The organism is Streptomyces sp. NPDC047841 (assembly GCF_040704085.1).
GTDB lineage: Bacteria > Actinomycetota > Actinomycetes > Streptomycetales > Streptomycetaceae > Streptomyces > Streptomyces argyrophylli.
In genome coordinates, this window is record NZ_JBEYRP010000026.1 from 1 (window position 1) to 15,969 (window position 15,969).

Annotated in this window: 12 protein-coding genes and 4 pseudogenes; 7 read left to right on the plus strand and 9 right to left on the minus strand. The window is 70.8% G+C overall.

Annotation, left to right across the window (positions count from 1 at the left end):
- The 4 genes and pseudogenes from AB0947_RS33670 to AB0947_RS33685 form a co-directional block, all read left to right on the plus strand.
- Nucleotides 1–188 (plus strand): annotated as a pseudogene (locus AB0947_RS33670) (alpha/beta hydrolase); the annotation flags it as partial.
- A gap of 178 nt (nucleotides 189–366) precedes the next feature.
- Entirely contained in the window at nucleotides 367–3,294 is a 2,928-nt protein-coding gene (locus tag AB0947_RS33675; RefSeq protein ID WP_366754165.1) for an FAD-binding and (Fe-S)-binding domain-containing protein, read from the plus strand.
- 72 nt (nucleotides 3,295–3,366) lie between these two features.
- Entirely contained in the window at nucleotides 3,367–4,209 is an 843-nt protein-coding gene (locus AB0947_RS33680) for a fumarylacetoacetate hydrolase family protein (RefSeq protein ID WP_366754166.1), read from the plus strand.
- 240 nt (nucleotides 4,210–4,449) lie between these two features.
- On the plus strand, nucleotides 4,450–5,427 hold the full coding sequence (locus tag AB0947_RS33685; protein ID WP_366754167.1) for a helix-turn-helix domain-containing protein: 978 nt from the start codon (nucleotides 4,450–4,452) through the stop codon (nucleotides 5,425–5,427).
- A gap of 38 nt (nucleotides 5,428–5,465) precedes the next feature.
- Here the strand turns inward: AB0947_RS33685 and AB0947_RS33690 are convergent.
- Nucleotides 5,466–5,693, minus strand: a pseudogene (locus tag AB0947_RS33690) (transposase); the annotation flags it as partial.
- Nucleotides 5,694–5,985: 292 nt separating this feature from the next.
- Nucleotides 5,986–6,135, minus strand: coding sequence for a hypothetical protein (locus tag AB0947_RS33695; RefSeq protein ID WP_366754168.1), 150 nt, complete (start codon nucleotides 6,133–6,135; stop codon nucleotides 5,986–5,988).
- 76 nt (nucleotides 6,136–6,211) lie between these two features.
- On the opposite strand from AB0947_RS33695, the gene AB0947_RS33700 reads away from it, so the two are divergent.
- Both AB0947_RS33700 and AB0947_RS33705 read left to right on the plus strand, forming a co-directional pair.
- Nucleotides 6,212–6,406, plus strand: coding sequence for a hypothetical protein (locus tag AB0947_RS33700; RefSeq protein ID WP_366754169.1), 195 nt, complete (start codon nucleotides 6,212–6,214; stop codon nucleotides 6,404–6,406).
- Between the two features lie 163 nt (nucleotides 6,407–6,569).
- Nucleotides 6,570–6,788 (plus strand): annotated as a pseudogene (locus AB0947_RS33705) (polyphosphate kinase 2); the annotation flags it as partial.
- A gap of 413 nt (nucleotides 6,789–7,201) precedes the next feature.
- On the opposite strand, the gene AB0947_RS33710 reads toward AB0947_RS33705, so the two are convergent.
- Both AB0947_RS33710 and AB0947_RS33715 read right to left on the minus strand, forming a co-directional pair.
- Nucleotides 7,202–8,026 (minus strand): alpha/beta hydrolase, encoded by an 825-nt coding sequence (locus AB0947_RS33710; RefSeq protein WP_366754170.1) that lies wholly within the window; start codon nucleotides 8,024–8,026, stop codon nucleotides 7,202–7,204.
- Between the two features lie 475 nt (nucleotides 8,027–8,501).
- Nucleotides 8,502–9,404 (minus strand): NAD(P)H-binding protein, encoded by a 903-nt coding sequence (locus tag AB0947_RS33715; protein ID WP_366754171.1) that lies wholly within the window; start codon nucleotides 9,402–9,404, stop codon nucleotides 8,502–8,504.
- Nucleotides 9,405–9,633: 229 nt separating this feature from the next.
- On the opposite strand from AB0947_RS33715, the pseudogene AB0947_RS33720 reads away from it, so the two are divergent.
- Nucleotides 9,634–9,794 (plus strand): annotated as a pseudogene (locus AB0947_RS33720) (IS110 family transposase); the annotation flags it as partial.
- Nucleotides 9,795–11,331: 1,537 nt separating this feature from the next.
- On the opposite strand, the gene AB0947_RS33725 reads toward AB0947_RS33720, so the two are convergent.
- The 5 genes from AB0947_RS33725 to nthB all read right to left on the minus strand — a co-directional run bounded on the left by AB0947_RS33725 (nucleotide 11,332) and on the right by nthB (nucleotide 15,469).
- Nucleotides 11,332–11,784 (minus strand): MarR family winged helix-turn-helix transcriptional regulator, encoded by a 453-nt coding sequence (locus tag AB0947_RS33725; RefSeq protein ID WP_366754172.1) that lies wholly within the window; start codon nucleotides 11,782–11,784, stop codon nucleotides 11,332–11,334.
- Between the two features lie 247 nt (nucleotides 11,785–12,031).
- Nucleotides 12,032–13,252, minus strand: coding sequence for an MFS transporter (locus tag AB0947_RS33730; RefSeq protein WP_366754173.1), 1,221 nt, complete (start codon nucleotides 13,250–13,252; stop codon nucleotides 12,032–12,034).
- A gap of 563 nt (nucleotides 13,253–13,815) precedes the next feature.
- The gene (locus AB0947_RS33735; protein WP_366754174.1) at nucleotides 13,816–14,196 is read right to left on the minus strand and encodes a nitrile hydratase accessory protein; all 381 of its coding nucleotides are present in this window, start codon (nucleotides 14,194–14,196) and stop codon (nucleotides 13,816–13,818) included.
- Nucleotides 14,193–14,792 carry a nitrile hydratase subunit alpha gene (gene nthA / locus AB0947_RS33740; RefSeq protein ID WP_366754175.1) on the minus strand — a complete coding sequence of 200 codons (600 nt, stop codon included), beginning with the start codon at nucleotides 14,790–14,792 and terminating at the stop codon, nucleotides 14,193–14,195. Before nthA ends, AB0947_RS33735 begins: the two co-directional genes overlap by 4 nt.
- Nucleotides 14,789–15,469, minus strand: coding sequence for a nitrile hydratase subunit beta (gene nthB / locus AB0947_RS33745; protein ID WP_366754176.1), 681 nt, complete (start codon nucleotides 15,467–15,469; stop codon nucleotides 14,789–14,791). The genes nthA and nthB overlap by 4 nt, the downstream gene beginning before the upstream one ends.
- Between the last annotated feature and the right edge of the window lie 500 nt (nucleotides 15,470–15,969).

Here is a 15,969-nt window from a genome sequence, read left to right on the forward strand (position 1 = left end):
AGACCAAGCCCTCCTGGGGCCTGGTCTCCTCCTCCGACCACACCATCAACCCCGACGTCGAACGCTTCGGCTACCGGCGCGCCGGCATGACCACCATCGAGGTCGACTCCTCCCACCTCGTCATGCTCGCCCACCCCGCCCGCGTCATCGCCCTCATCGAAGAAGCCGTCGCCGCCACCGGCAAGTAACACCCCACCACCCGGAAAGCCACCGCGTCAGGGTCCGCACCGTCGCCGTCCGGCCCCGCGCGCGGCGACCGGCCTCGTCCGCGGCGCCGCACGGTCCGTCCGCACCGGCCACCGCGCGACACGGCCGACCGGTGTCGAGCCGCACGGGAACGCACGACGCGGCAGGAAAGGAGCACACATGCCGCTGCTCGATCCGAAGCCGGGCGCGTTGCGCCCGCACCCGGCGGACGGTCCTTCCGTCGACCGGGTCCCCGACGACCGGGCCTCCGGTACGCCGGACGGCCTGCGGGACGCCCTCGTCGCGGAACTGGGCCCGGAGAAGGTCCTGCACAAGATCTCGGACCTGGTGAGGTACGCCTCGGACGCCAGCCCGTACCGTCTGGTGCCCCGTGTCGTGGTCATCGCCGAGACCACCGCGGACGTGGCCGTGGTGCTCCGGCACGCCCGCGACAACGGCCGCCACGTGGTCTTCCGCGCGGCCGGCACCTCGCTGAACGGCCAGGCCCAGGGCGACGACATCCTGGTGGATGTACGCCGTCACTGGACCGGGCTGGAGATGCTCGACGACGGTGTGCGGGCCCGGATCAAGCCGGGTACGACGATCGGGCGGGCCAACATCTCGCTCTCCCGTCACGGCCGACTGATGGGACCCGACCCTGCCAGTTCCCTCGCGTGCACGGTCGGCGGCGTCGTCGCGAACAACGCGTCCGGCATGACCGCCGGCACCACGCGGAATTCCTACCGGCTGCTGTCCTCCCTCACCCTGGTGCTGCCCTCCGGCACGGTCGTGGACACCGCCGCCCCGGACGCGGAGGAGCGGCTGCGGGCGGCGGAACCGGACCTCGTGGCGGCCCTGTCCGCGCTCAAGGCCGAGATCGAGGCGGACAGCGCGCTCGTGGCCCGCATCCGCGCCAAGTACGAGCTCAAGAACACCAGTGGCTACCGGCTGGACGCGTTCCTCGACGGGACGACCGCTGTGGAGATCCTGCGCGGTCTGATGGTCGGCTCCCAGGGCACGCTGGGCTTCATCGCCGAGACCGTGTTCGACACGGTCCCCCTGGACCGGATGACCTGCACCGCGCTGCTGTTCTTCCCCGACCTGCCCGCGGCAGCCGCCGCCGTGCCCCTGTTCAACAGCGCGGGGGCCCGTGCCGTCGAGCTGATGGACGGCAACACCTTGCGCGCCTGCGCCGCCGTGGACGGGGTGCCCGACGACTGGCGGGACGTGCCGCGGGAGAACGCCGCGCTGCTGGTCGAGTTCCGCGCCTCCACGCCGGAGGACCACCTCGCCAACCAGCGAGCCGCCCGGGCCGTCGCCGAGGGGCTGGAGCTGGTCGCCCCCGTGCCGTCGGTGACGAACGCCTTCGTCACCGAGCCGGGCGTGGTGCACACCTACTGGCACGCCCGGGAGGCGTTCATGACCGCCGTGGGCAAGGCCCGGCCCACCGGGACGACCCTGATCACCGAGGACTTCGCCGTACCGCCCTCCCGGCTGGCCGAGGCCGGTGCGGCCCTGCTGGAGATGCAGGGGCGCTACGGCTTCGACGCCGCGGTGGCCGGTCACGCGGCCCACGGCAACCTGCACTTCCTGCTCGCCTTCGACGCCGCCCGGCCCGCGGACGTCGAGCGGTACGCGGCGTTCATGGACGAGTTCTGCGCCATGGTGGTCGACCGGTTCGACGGCTCCCTCAAGGCGGAGCACGCCACCGGCCGGAACATGACGCCCTTCCTGGAGGCGGAGTGGGGGGAACGGGCCACCGAGCTGATGTGGCGGGTCAAGCAGGCCCTGGACCCGCACGGCGTGCTCGCCCCGGGCGTGGTGCTGAACCGCGACCCCAGGGCCCACCTGAAGCACCTGAAGACGATCCCCACCATCGAGGCCATCGCGGACCCGTGCATCGAGTGCGGCTTCTGTGAACCGGTCTGCCCGAGCCGGGACCTGACGACGACGCCCCGGCAGCGCATCGTGCTCCGGCGCGAGATGATGCGGCAGTCCCCCGACTCGCCCGTCACCGACAGCCTGCTGGACTCCTACGGCTACGACGCCGTGGACACCTGCGCCGGCGACTCCAGCTGCAAGATCGCGTGCCCGGTCGGCATCGACACCGGGGCGATGATGAAGCGCTTCCGGCACCAGCGCCACGGTCGGCGCGCCGAACGGAACGCGGAGCGGGTCGCCCAGCGCTTCGCAGCCGTGGAGGCCTCGGTCCGCGCCGCGCTCGGCGTGGCGGAGCACGTCGACGACCGTCTCCTGCACGGTGTCACCTCGCTCGCCCGCAAGGCGGTCTCACCGGACCTCATGCCGGAGTGGATCAGCGCGATCCCCGCTCCGGCCGGCAAGCGACTGCCGCGGACCCGGCGCGAGGACGCCGCCGCCGTCTACTTCGTCGCCTGCGTCAACCGCATCTTCGCGGGTCCGGCAGGCGGCGAGGACCTCTCGCTCCCCGAGGCCGTGGTGGCCCTCTCCGCGCGGGCCGGGCGCCCCGTGTGGGTGCCACCGGACCTGGGCGGCTCCTGCTGCGCGACGATCTGGCACTCCAAGGGGTACGACGACGGCAACACGTTCATGGCCAACCACACCGTCGAACTGGCCTGGGGGTGGACCGACGGCGGCGAGCTGCCGCTCGTGGTCGACGCCTCGTCCTGCACGCTCGGTATCGGGCACGAGATCGTCCCGTACCTCACACCGGAGAACAGGCGCCGGCACGAGCGGCTCCGGGTCGTCGACTCGCTGGTCTGGGCGGCCGAGGAACTGGTGCCGCACCTGACCGCGGTCGCCACGGTCGGCAGTGCGGTGATCCATCCGACCTGCTCGATGCACCACCTCGGTGACGTGGCACAGCTTGAGGAGCTGGCCCGGTTCGTGGCCGACCGGGTGACCGTCCCGGTGTACGCGGAGTGCTGCGGCTTCGCCGGTGACCGCGGGATGCTGCACAGGGAGCTGACCGAGTCGGCGACGGCCCATGAGGCCGAGGAGGTCGTGGCGGGGGACCACGACGCGTACCTCTCGGCGAACCGCACCTGCGAGATCGGCATGGAGCACGTCACCGGCCACCCCTACCAGTCGGTGCTGCTGCTCCTCGAACGGGTCACCAGACTCGCCTGACCCCGCCGGCCGCCCCGTCCCCGCACCACCGCTTCCGCCGTCGCCCGCGACGCACAGCAGAGGAGAACCCGCATGCGCATCGCCAACCTGTCCGGACGTCTGACCCTGCTCAAGGGTGGGCTGGCCGTGGACGTCCACGACGCCAGTGACGGCCGCTTCCCGTCCGACCCCCAGGCCGTCTACGAGCGCTGGGACGAGTTCCGCGCGTGGGCCGACGCCGGCACGGTTCCCGGTCTTCCCTACGACCCGGCCGATCTCGGCGCCCCGGCGCCCGCTCCCCGCCAGCTCTTCGCCATCGGCCTCAACTACCGCGAGCACGTGGACGAGGCCGGGTACACGGCGCCCGAGGGCATGCCACCCGTCTTCACGAAGTTCGTCGGCAGCATCACCGGTCCCCTCACCGATGTGGTGCTGCCCGAGGGGGGCCACACAGACTGGGAGGTGGAACTGGTGGTCGTCATCGGCCGGACCGCACGCCGGGTCCCGGAGGCCGAGGCATGGGATCACGTGGCCGGTCTGACCGTCGGACAGGACCTGTCGGAGCGCGTCCTCCAGATGAGCGGCCCGGCACCCCAGTTCGGTCTGGCGAAGTCCTTCCCGGGCTTCTCCCCCATGGGACCGTGCCTGGTCACCCCGGACGAGTTCGACGACCCCGACGACCTCGAACTGCGGTGCCGCGTCAACGACGAGGAGGTGCAGCACGGCTCCACCCGAAATCTGATCTTCCCCGTCCCGGCGCTCGTCTCCAAGCTGTCGCAGGTGCTGGAGCTGTTTCCGGGAGACGTCATCTACACCGGTACGCCGTCCGGTGTCGGCCTCGGACGGGACCCCCAGCGGTGGCTCACCGCCGGCGACGAACTGGTCAGCTCGATCGAGGGCATCGGCGAGCTGAGGCAGCGGTTCGTGTCCGAGTGACCGCTGCCCCGCGTCGTCGCACGTGAACCACACATCTGGAACGTTCACGCGATGTACCGGCGCCGGGCGGCTGGCACGGTGTCCTGAGGCAGACGGGCTGAGGGGCAGGACACGTGTCGGCAGACGCAATCACACCGGGCAAGAGCAAGAAGTCGATCACCGTTCACTACACCACCGACGCGGTCCCCGAGCACCGCGGAGCGGCTTACTGGTCCGACGCCCTGGCCCGCACGTTCCCGGGTGCCCGAGCCTTCGTTCCGGGTGGCCGCTTGCCAGGGCAGGATCCGGACGTCCCGGCTCGGCCCCGTGCAGGTGGTCACCGTCGAGGGCGGGCCGGTGTGGATACGCCGGCCCGCGCAGCCGGTCGAGTCCCTCCACGACGGCTGCCTGATGGTCATGTCACTGTTCGAGGGCAGCGCTGTCGTGAGCCAGGGGCACCGGGAGACGCACATGCAGCCCGGCGAGACCGTCTTCTACGACGCCACCCACCCCATGCGCATCACCTTCACCGGCACCTTCCGCGTGGCCTGCCTGATCTTCCCGCGGAGGCTGATCGGCCTGACGGAGACGCACCTGAAGCGGGTGCTGGCGACGCCGATCAGCAGCTGCGCGCCCTCCGCCTCGCTGCTGACGCCGCTGCTGGACGGCCTCGGGGACACCGTGCCGAAGCTGCCGCCCGGCACCAGTGAGGTACTGGTGCGCCACGTCGTCGGCCTGCTCTCCGTCCTCGCCGAGGAACGGCTGCCCGAGGAGACCGGGCTGCCCCAGGGCGCCCAGGACCTGCTCTCCCGCATCAAGGCGTACATCGACCAGCGTCTCGGCGATCCGGACCTGACGCTGCTGTCCGTCGCGCGGACCCACCACATATCGACCCGCTACCTGCACAAGCTCTTCGAGTACGAGGACACCACGGCCAGCCGGTGGATCCAGCGCCGCCGGCTGGAGCGGTGCCGGCGCGAACTGGCCCGCAGGGGGGCCGCCGCCATGACCATCTCCGCCGTGGCGCGTCCGTTCGGCTTCTCCAGCGCGGCCCACTTCAGCCGTGCCTTCCGCAGGATGTACGGGATGTCCCCCGCCGAGTGGCGGGAGAAGGCGCTCCTGGGCGGTGAGTCCACGCCTCCCGAGGCAACCGCCACCCACCGGGCCGGGGCGGAACCGCGGGCGCCGCGCCCGGGCGCGTTTCCCGCCCGACGGCCGTCCGGGACCGCCGCGGCCTGAGACGACGGGCAGCCCGTTTTGCCAGGGGTTCGCATAGTGGAGCAGCCCACCGTCTCCGCGGGGACATCGCGCCAGGCGACACCGGTGCGCAGCACGTACATGACGCCGGCGAGCGCCGTCCAGTCGGGAACACGCAGTCGCCCCGGATAGCGGCGGCGCCGCTCGGGAGCAGGTGGCAGGAGCGGGGCCACCCGCTCCCACAGATCGTCAGGAACAAGATCAGCACGCACTCCGGACAGCCTGCCGACCAAGATCAGCAAGCACAAGACCCACAGCTCAACTCATTCTGAAACGATCAGTAAGTTGCTCTACAACTTGCTCTCCGACTTGCCTCCACAGGCCGGGCCGGGCAAGCGAAACCGCAGATCAGGGCAGGTTGTCAAGGGGCGCTGAGGGCGCCGACTACTTCCCTGTGACGCCCCCTGGCGGACACCCCCGGCCGCAGGTCGCGCCCTGAGTGGTGCCCTGGGTCGCCTCCTGGGTCACGCCCTGGGTCCCGTCCTAGGTCACATCCCGGGTCGCGCCGGACATCGTCCCGGGGTGCCACGAAACCCCAGCTCAGCGCCGCGATTCGAAACGGTCCGGCGCGCCGACTACTTCCCTGGGCCGCTCCTGGTGCTCCGGTCCCCTGCCGCGGACCGCCTCCAGCAGCACCTCCTGGTGCTCGCGCCCGCCTGGGAAGTTCACCGCTTCGCGCGTGTGCGACACGCGCGCGCCTTGGGCCGGTCCCGAGCAGACAGCCGAGGCGGTGAAGAAGAACTCCCATCCCGCCGATGATCGGGCGATGACCAACCGCCGCCCGCTGGACACCGGACCCACCGCCGCCGTGTCTCACATGAGAGACACCGATCCGCCGGCGCCGCGCGCCCAGCTCGCTGCCGAACGCCTCCCGTCCGTCCCGGCCGCCGAGCCGAAACCCACGCGCCCGGCCGCCGGGCGCCGCGCCCTGGGCGCCGGTCCCGCGCCGGACGCACAGTGACGGCAGCGGAGACGCGGCAGCAGGCCGGGGCGTCCCGCTCGTGCGGGCCCTCGCCGACGACTGGGGCGTGCGTCCCTCTGACGAGGGGGAGACAACGTGGTTCAGCCTCAAGGTGTGAGCACACGCCGCCGGCCCACGTCTGCCACGCTCCCTCCCACCGTCAGTCGTCACGGACATCTCCGAGGCGCCCTGGTACGTCGTGGAGAGCGACGGCAAGCACCGGGCGCTGCTGAACATGATCATCCACCTGCTCGGCTCGGTCCCCTATCACCACGTGTCCCCACCGGTCCCGGAACCGCCGCATCGGCCGCCGTCGACCGGCTGCGAGCGGCCGCCGCGCGATCTGCAGACCGACCTCCCCGATCACACGGCCGACCTGTGAGCCGGTCATCGCGTTCAACTGGCGTACGGACCTGACTGACCACGGGCTCGGCCACGTGGCCGAGCCCAGTCGCGGCGAAGCGACGCGCACCGTCCCGGCGACGCCGTCGCCGTCGCGGAAGGCTCCGAGCACGCGTCCCAGCCCGACCAGCGGTACGAAGTCAGAGGTGGCACGACGGCCATCGGAGATGTCCGCTTCGAGTGCGTGGCGGGGCAGCCGGGCAGTTGCCCGGGGGACGACCGCCGGTAGCGGCGCACTGTGAGCCCGGTGACGGTCACCGTGGTGAGCGGAAGGAGAACCGGCGATCTGCCGCGGTTCCCCTCCCGTGGCGGGATCCTGGCCGTCGGCTGAAGAGGCCGTCTCGGTGCACGGAGGGGACCCTCCGAGGGTTGGGTCCGAGATGTGACTGCCTGTCAGTGGGAGCGGGACAGGGCGGCGGCTCGATACGGGGCCAGGAACGTGGTGAGGGCCGTCAAGATCTCCTGGGGCGCTTCTTCGGCAACCCAGTGGCCGCTGCCTGGAATGACCAGGGTCTCCACGTTGTCCGCGGCAAGCTTCATCGTGGTGGCGACTCCCTGCCCGACACTTTCGGCTCCGCCGATCGCCAGGACCGGCATGACCAGGGGTCGCTTCACGCGTTCTGCGTTCTGCGCGAAGGTGGTGTCGAGATGGCGGTACCAACCGAAGCTGCCGCGCAGTGCGTGCCGGTGTGCGGTGAGGGATTCAATGTAGTAGCGGGTGGCATAGTCGGGCAGCTTCCGTGCGGCCTTCGTCTCCAACTGCCAGCCGAAGTAGATGTTCTCCCGGCCCGCAACGAGTAGTTCGTTGACGTGCTCCAGCCGGTTGAAGGGGAAGTGCCAGAGCATGTTGTTGGCCGGGGAAGTACCGAGCAGGGGCGGTGACGGCGTCACCCCGGGGATCACGGCTTCCGCGACGGCGAGCCGGTCGACCCGGTGCGGGTGGTCGGCGGCGAGCGCGTAGCCGATCGGCATGCCGGTGTCATGGCCCACCACCGCGAAGCGGTCGAAGCCGAGGGTTTCCATCAGCGCTGTCAGGTCGTCGGCGAGGGTTCCGGTGTCGTATCCGTCGCTCGGCTTGTCGGTCAGTCCGGTGCCGCGCTGATCGACGGCGACCACGGTGTAGTGCCGGGCCAGTTCGGGCATGATCAGGCGCCAGGCGTACCAGTTCTGCGGCCAGCCGTGCACCAGGAGCAACGGCGGTCCGTCGCCGCCGATCACCGCGTGCTGGCGTATTCCATTGGCCCGGATGAGCCGGCTGGTGAAGATGCGCTCGAAGCCTGCGGGGAGTCCCGGAACGCTGGAGACGGAACCGAAGTCATGAGAGGTTCGGGCGGCAGCGGCGGCAGGCAGTGCGGAGGTGCCCGCGAGCCCGACACCGGCGGCAATGGCAGTAGCGCCCCCGACAAAGGCGCGACGTGAGACCCCCCGGGTGTCATGATGCGGCGGCCGCGCATCATCACCTGCTCGCGAGGGCGGTTTCGCTGAGGACGTGGTCATGTTCTTCCCTTTCTGGTGGTCGGTACCCGGCAGGTCGCAGTCGACGGAGCCGGGATCGGCGATACGTGCCTCCGCCCTGGGGCCACTGCGCGTGTTGAGGTACGAGGCACGTCGCAGCTCTCCCGGTAGCCGGGACGGCGATGAACGGGTCAGGGCGCCTGGCACGGCCGACTGGGGACCGCAGCTTTCGAATCGATCAGCCGCGGTACAAGTCCTTGCGGGCGGCAACGAACGCCTCGATCGACTGCGCGGGAACGCCTGTCACACGTTCGACGTCCCCCGAAGTCCGGTCGTAGCGGTTCTCCTGGTGCAACCGCGCCATGGTGACGATGTGCTGCTCGATGTGCGCGGGCAGACCCATCTTCGACAATCCCTCGGCGTGCCAGCGGTCCAGCGGCACGTCGGTGTACGACACCTCACGGCCGAGCGCCCGGCTGAACTCCTTGGCCATCTCGTGCATGTCCACCGAGCGGGGACCGGTGAGCTCGTACACGGCACCGATGTGCTCCGCCGGATCGCGAAGCACGGTGGCGACCACCCGCGCCACGTCTTCGACAGCCACCGGCGAGGTGCGTCCCGAGCCGAACGGCAGCGCGATGGTCCCGTTCTCCCGGATGGTCCGTGCCGCGAGGGTGGTGAACAGAGGGTTGTCCAGGAAGGAGGTGGGCCGGATGTGCACCACAGGCAGGGCGGACCAGTTGAACACCTGCTCGGCGAGCCAGTGCAGCCGCTGCTGATGCGACTCCGCGGTGCTCGTCGCGGTCATCTGGGAAACCGTCATCTGTGACATGGCCACCAGGGCATCAAGCCGGCCGTGCTCACGTGCCACGCTGGCCACCACGGTCGCTGCCAGGAGGTGGTCGGGTGATACGGGCATCGCGAAGTACATCCGTGCGGCGCCCTTCAGGGCGGCTTCCACGGTCTCCGGCCGCGTCAGGTCACCGATCACGACCTCGGCACCCAGCGCGCGCAGAGCGTCAGCGGACTCGCCGTCACGACGCACCATCGCGCGCACCGGTACGTTCTGCGCGCGAAGCTGCGCCAGGACCGAGCGGCCCACGGCGCCCACCCCGGTCATGAGAACAAGATTGTCGGCCATTGATCAAGCTCCTTGTCTGGGCACAAATCGACGCAGCAGATGGCTCCTGGGAGCAACGGCGCGGTGGCACCGCGATGGCCTAGGAAGCAGGCACCTGTCCGTGCGTTTGATGGTTGCTCTAGTACGGCGGTACCCGCACCCTCAGCAATAAGAGCATATGCTCTTATTTCTGGGTCCGCAAGGACGCTCCCGGCGGAAGGCCCTCGCTCGAGGCCACGCTCGGCAGCCCCTGATGGTGGTGGACCAGCCTGTCTCCATCGTCGCCCTACCGTCGGCTGCCGCCCGCGACGCCGGCTGCAAGGTTGCCTGCCTGGACTCGCGATGCTCCGGATCACCGACCGCTCCCCCGGTAAAGCCGATACCGACACTCGCGACTCGGCCGTGACGGCACCGCCCGCACCATGCCCCCGGAGCGGTCGGTGACGTCTGCTGCCCGGGCCGGCCGGGTGGCGCTCCGCCCCGGGCCCTTACGCCGGGCCGCCTGTCGCCGGCCGCCGGGCTCGGTGGTCTATTGAGAAGGCAGGCTTCCGCCTGCACATCGACGTTGCCCCGAACGACGACTGGCGGGCGGTGCAACTCACACCGCCCGGCTCCGAGGCGTCGATCATCCTCGGCAAGGGCCTCACCTCCGCGGAACCCGGATCCGCTCAGGGCCTGTACCTCATCGTCACCGACATCGAGGCGACCCGCGAGGAGCTCCTGAGGCGCGGCATCGAGGTGAGCGAGGTGTTCCATGGCGCCGGAGGGCTGCTTTCCACAACCACACCGGCGGGACGGTCACACACGACCTTCCCGGCCAGCGGCGGCTCGTGGGCCGTCACCCCGAGGGCGCCTCCTACGGGTCCTACGCCACCTTCAGCGACCCCGGCGGCAATGGCTGGTGTACTGCCGGAGATCACCGAGCGGCTCCCCGGTCGGTGACACCGCCCCGGCACCCGTGACCCAGCCGGTCGCGAAGCGCCGGCGGCAGGGCGAACCGTCCGTGCCGCGGCCGTCGGCGGTATGGCGGACACCGACCGCGGCCCTTCCCGTGCGCGGACCACTCGCCCGGTGTTGCGGATGAAGGCGGCGGGAGACGGCGTTGATGCTGCGCACTGTCCCCGATCGGTCCACCGAGGGAGGCAGCGTCGCGGACAGCGCTTCTGAGCAGCACCCGGCGCCGGCGACATCGACCGCTGCGGCTGCTCGGGGGCGCCGTGCTTTTGCCCACGCGTCGGCGATCCGCAGTAGGCGGCTACGGCCTTGCCACGTCCGGCGAGCGGCGCGGCTCCCGCCCGCCCTGGTCGAGCCGACCCTCGCGGGCGTGTCGCCCCCGTCTGGTCCGGTGCCGGTGGTGCGAAGTTCTCAGCTCTCGTTGCAGGCCGGAAGCAGCCGTCCCGAAGGTGGGAACCGGCAGACATGGCCGTCGGGGTACCCCGAGGCAGTCCCGCTGCCCGGGCTCGGCTCCGGGGACCGGTCGCAGGTTCCACCGCCCGTCGGCGGGCCGCCACGCCGGCACGCTCGCGTCCGGGAAGCGCTGCCATGGTGAATCCGAGGCAGGTCCTGATGGGCGATCATGTCGTGCCCGAAGTAGCGGAGTCGGCCGGTGGGTTGTGGCCGACGGGTTCGCCGGCGAAGCGGGATGCCGCAGCCCGGGTGAGAGCGTCAGGCGGAGGCGGGCCGGATCCTTCGCCGACCCGCCGCGGCCGGGGTGCTGTCGCAGCACCTGGCGACCGCCACCGGGGAGAGCCGGCCGAGGCTTCGGTCGCGGCAGGGGTGCGGCGGGGTGTCGTGTGTGGACGCGAGCGATGGGGGGGTGCGTACACGGTCGATCGGCCCCCGTCCGCCATGAACGGTCAGCCGGCATTCCGACTGGACACGAGGGCCGGGACCTGTCCCGGGCTGAGGGATCTCCCACGGTGATGACAGACCACTCGCCGGACGTCGCCTACTCCGCCCAGGGCTCGAAGCCGGTGTGCAGGACGGCGCCGAGCGAGGTGCGCAGTCGGGCGGCCTCGTCGGCTCCGAAGCTCTCCTCGAACTGGGCCTGCACCTCTCGCCAGAGTGGTATCGCCACCTTCATCCGGTCACGGCCGTCCGGTGTGATGGCGGCGATCCGTGCCCGACGATCCGCCGCAGATGTCTCGACGGTCACCAGACCCTCGCGGGCGAGTGGCTTCAGGTTGGAGGCCATCGTCGTGCGGTCCATGGCGATCGCCTCGGCCAGACTGGTGATCGTCATCTCGCCCTGGGTGCTGAGCTTCTGCAGGATGCTGAACTGCGTCGCGCGGAGACCGACGGGTGCCAGGGCCTTGTCGTAGGTCGCGCCCAGATAGCGGGCGGCCTTGCGCAGGGCCAGGTTGTTGCACCAGTCGCTGTTGTCATTCCGCGCGGTTGTCATGGTCTCCTCCACTGTCTTTCCCCTCCCATGATACGAGGGCCTACTCGTAAATGCGACGGCCTGCTTGCTGCTCCCCCGCAGCCAGGGACAGTGCCTGACCTGGCGTCCGGTGGCGGCGGATGAAGGCGTCCCGTCCCTTCACGCCGACTGCGGCACCGCCGCCGGCCGGAAGGGGAGTCGGTGCACGAAGCAGGACTTCCGTCACCGCTCGCCCGACCGGGTACGCCGGCGGAAGCGGGTGCCGCGATCAGGAAGCTCCGCCGACTTCGGGTGCTGTCGCCGCAGGGAGCGACTCCGCGGGCGCCGCGGCTGTGTGGTGCTGGTGACGGCGGATGATGAAGTGTGCCGTCTCCGCCGTGACGAGGCCGAGGGCGATCAGTGCGGCGCCCAGGGGGCCGAGCCAGTGCGCGTCGAGCCATGCGATGCCGACCTGGCCGAGGGGCGGCGCGATGGAGACACCGACGTAGACCGTCGCGGTGTTGAGGCCGGTGAGCATGGGCGCCGCCGTAGGCATGGCCTCGATCAGGCGGTGGGTCTGGGGGGTCAGCAGACCCCATGCGCAGACGCCCCAGACGACCAGCGCCACGATTGAGGTGCCCAGGTGCGCGCTCGACCAGGGGAGCAGGGCGAAGTCGATGGTGAGCACGACGATCGCGGTGTCGATGACGCGTCGTGCGCCGAGCCGGTCGACCAGGGCACCCGATCCGAGCGTTCCGATGGTGGCCGCCACACCCCACACGAACAGCAGGGCCGCGAGGGTGGTGCCGCTGCCACCGGTGGTGCGGTCCAGACTCTCCGCGATGTAGGAGTAGACGATGTACAGGCCGGTGAAGACGAGGAGCGTGGTCAGCAGGGTCATCCCGATACGGCGATCGCCCAGCGGGGCGACACGGGCCCTGAGCGGCACCAGCGGTGGGTTGGCGATCTTGGGCAGCAGCAGAGCGATTCCGGCGGCGGCGAGCACACCCAGGGCGGACACGAACAGCATCGTGGCCCGCCAGTTGCCGGTCACGCTTCCGATGGCCGTGCCTATGGGGGCACCGAGCGCGGTCGCCGCGCTGAGACCGGCCAGAACCGTCGAGATGGCGCGGCCTCTGCGCTCCGGCGGTGCGAGTGCGGCGGCCGCCGCGACGGCGGTGGGGCTGACCATGGCACCACCGAGTCCGGCGACGGCCCGTGCGACCAGGGCCACACCGAAAACGGGGACGAAAGCCGTCAGGAGGTTACCCACGACGAATATGCCGAGGCCGGTGAGGAAGAGCGTGCGGCGCGGCCAACGCGCCGTGAACGCCGCCATGACGGGACCGAGAACGGCGTAGGCGAAGGCGTAAGCGGTGATGAGCCATCCCGCGGAACCGATGCCGACGCCGAGAGAATGCGCCGCGTCCGGCAGGATTCCGGCGATGACGAAGCTGTCGGTTCCGATGGCGAACAGCGCGGCGGTCAGAACAAGGAGTGATCGGTACACGGGTGTTTCTCCGGCGGACGTGGCGGGGGTGGTGGCGTCGAACTCCGCAGCACCGGGAGGCGGCCGGAACCGCGGCGGCAGGTCGGACAGCCGGGCGGCGCAGACCCTGCTCTCGGGGGACGTCGGCGGGCGGGACAGCCGCCTGTTCGGGCTTCAGACGATCCCGCCAGAACTCGTTCGCCAGCCGGCCAGTGGGGCGCTGGTGAGGGAGAGGTACGGGATGCTGTGCGATGGGCGGCTACGACGTCACAGCCGGCGATGGGCGACCAGGCCAGCTTCGCGGGGAGGAGACAGCCCGGGACGCGGTGCATGAGGAGGGGATCGGTCCTCACTCTGACGACACTGACGGCCGTCCGATCGGGGGTCACGATGCCGTCGGAACGCTCTGAGCAGCTCGGCGCCATCCGGGTCGGTGCGCTGGTGGCCACCGTCGCCGGGCTGCCGGCGCTCGTGACGCCTTCTGTGTCCCTGGCCGGGTCGTTCCGGCGACGGCCCTGTCGTGCAACCGGTTCCCTTGCGGGAAAGGGCGCGGATCAGGGCCGTCCCGCTCAGAGCTCCGCAGTTCAGTGAGGGTGAGGGTGGTGGTGGTCGTGGTCGTGGTCGTGGTCGTCAGAGTGGTCGTGGCCGGGAGGGCGCTGGGCCAGGATCTCGGCGCGCGCGGTGACCTCCTCCGGTGTCACGGCGCACACGCCGGCGACGACGTCCTCCAGGGCGGCGAGCCAGAGCCGGTAGTACTCGTAGGGCTCGTCCGGGCCCGCCGTGGACTCCCAGGCGGTGATCCGGGCGACCAGCGCGGCCTGGAACTCGGGCCAGGTGAACGCGCCCGCCTCGTACAAGCTGACGGCCATGCCGAAGGCGCGGCTCTCCCACGGCTCGGCGAACACCAGCTCGCCGTTGGAGCGCGGCGGTGCGGCCGGCCCCTCGATCGCCAGGGGCGCGCTCACGGTGCCGCCACCTTCGCCACGCCGACCATCGCGTCCCGCGTCACCAGGGGCACGAGCTCCTCCTCGGACAGGTGCTCGGTTCCGGCCGGACGCTCGGGCAGCACGAGCCAGCGCACCTCGGCGGTGGAGTCGTGGACGGTGATCTGCACGTCGTCGTCGAGGTCGAGCCCCATCTCGGACAGCACGGTGCGCGGCTCCTTCACCACGCGCGCGCGGTAGGCGGGGTCCTTGTACCAGCTCGGCGGCAGGCCCAGCACCGGCCACGGGTAGCACGAGCACAGCGTGCACACCACGACGTGGTGGGTGGTCGCCGTGTTCTCCACCACGACGATGTGCTCGCCCTGCGCGCCGGAGAAGCCCAGCTCCTTGATGGCCGCCGTGCCGTCCTCCAGCAGCCGGCGCCGGTACTCCGGGTCCGTCCACGCCCTGGCGACGACCTTCGCGCCGTTGAGCGGACCCACCTGGGTCTCATAGGTGGTGATGATCCCGTCCATCACCTTCGGGTCGATCAAACCCCGCTCGGTGAGCAGCTGCTCGAGCGCCTCCGTGCGCAGGGAGACGGGTGGGCGCTGGCCCGTACCGCTGTCGGTGGTCATGAGGTGGTCTCCAGGTAGCTTTCGAACATTTCGATGGTAAGTGCGAAGGGCTCGGCGTCGGCGCCCCACAGCTCGCGCGAGTCGAACCGCACGGAGTAGACGTGCTGCGGGTTCTCGCCCTGGAAATGGGCGTTGGTGTCCGGCAGTACGTGGCCCGGCTGGATGCGCTCGACGACACCGACGTGTCCGCGCGCGTAGGCGGGCAGCCGGGTGTGGCCGGGCACCGACACGGACCGTGTCCGTACCCGCTCGCCCACGGCGAACGCCGGCGGGGTGTCCACAGAGCGCAGCGAGCCGGAGCCGATCGGCGCCGCGGTCGGCGCGTAGTCCGGCCGGGGCTCGGGCACTGGGGGTTCGTCCACCTGGCCGCCGCCCAGGTTGCGGGCGCGGGCGTCGATCGCGCCCGGAGCCAGGGTGGCACTGTCGGTGAGCATCAGCTCCGCGCAGTTCAGCCAGCGCCCGTAGTAACCCTCGTCCAGGTAGGCGGTGCGGTCGAGGCGCTCGAGCGCGTGCCGGAAGGCGTCCGCGTTGTAGCCGCCGCACGCGATGCGGCTGGAGAGGAGCGCCAGCGCGAACGCGCGGCCCTGCCAGGGTTCCGCAAACACCGGCTCGTCACGCTTCGGTGGATGAAGGGACCCCCATCCCGGGGTGCCCCCCATATCGGCAAGACCGTCCATGACAACAACCTCTCACAGTCAGCAAAACGGAAAAATGTACTCGTTCCAGGTGTGCGGCACCGTCGAGATCACGGCCGGTGCCGCGAGGGGGTCAGAGCGGAGCGCTCTACGATCCTTCGCGGGCTTAGCTCGTTGGGCGACGATGGGGACAGATCTCCGGGGTCCGGTCGGTGCGGCTGTCGGCCGCCAGGCGGTCGATCGACGGTCCAACCTGTTCCTCACCACGAGAATAGGAGCATCTACTCCTAAGCGTCAAGCGTCGCGCCGCCGATGCGTTGGCCGGACGGTCATCCCGGCTCGTCAGGCTTCATGTGCGGAAGAGGATGGGCTCGTGGTGCTGTCTTCGGATTCGAACAGCGCCCGGCCCGGGATGTGGACGGACAGCACCCCGTCGGCAAGGCCCCGGCCACGGTTCACCGGTTCACCCGTGGCCGGAGAGCCGGGGATCTTCGTAGTGCGCCTTGGTCACCACGGCGCAGGCCAGCGGCGAGCGCGCCGGC

Excerpts from the sequence above, each read along its gene's own strand:
- AB0947_RS33675 (WP_366754165.1), top strand. The coding sequence starts at position 367 with ATGCCGCTGCTCGATCCGAAGCCGGGCGCGTTGCGCCCGCACCCGGCG.
- AB0947_RS33680 (WP_366754166.1), top strand. The coding sequence starts at position 3,367 with ATGCGCATCGCCAACCTGTCCGGACGTCTGACCCTGCTCAAGGGTGGG.
- AB0947_RS33700 (WP_366754169.1), top strand. The coding sequence starts at position 6,212 with ATGACCAACCGCCGCCCGCTGGACACCGGACCCACCGCCGCCGTGTCT.
- AB0947_RS33715 (WP_366754171.1), bottom strand. The coding sequence starts at position 9,404 with ATGGCCGACAATCTTGTTCTCATGACCGGGGTGGGCGCCGTGGGCCGC.
- AB0947_RS33725 (WP_366754172.1), bottom strand. The coding sequence starts at position 11,784 with ATGACAACCGCGCGGAATGACAACAGCGACTGGTGCAACAACCTGGCC.
- nthA (WP_366754175.1), bottom strand. The coding sequence starts at position 14,792 with ATGACCACCGACAGCGGTACGGGCCAGCGCCCACCCGTCTCCCTGCGC.
- nthB (WP_366754176.1), bottom strand. The coding sequence starts at position 15,469 with ATGGACGGTCTTGCCGATATGGGGGGCACCCCGGGATGGGGGTCCCTT.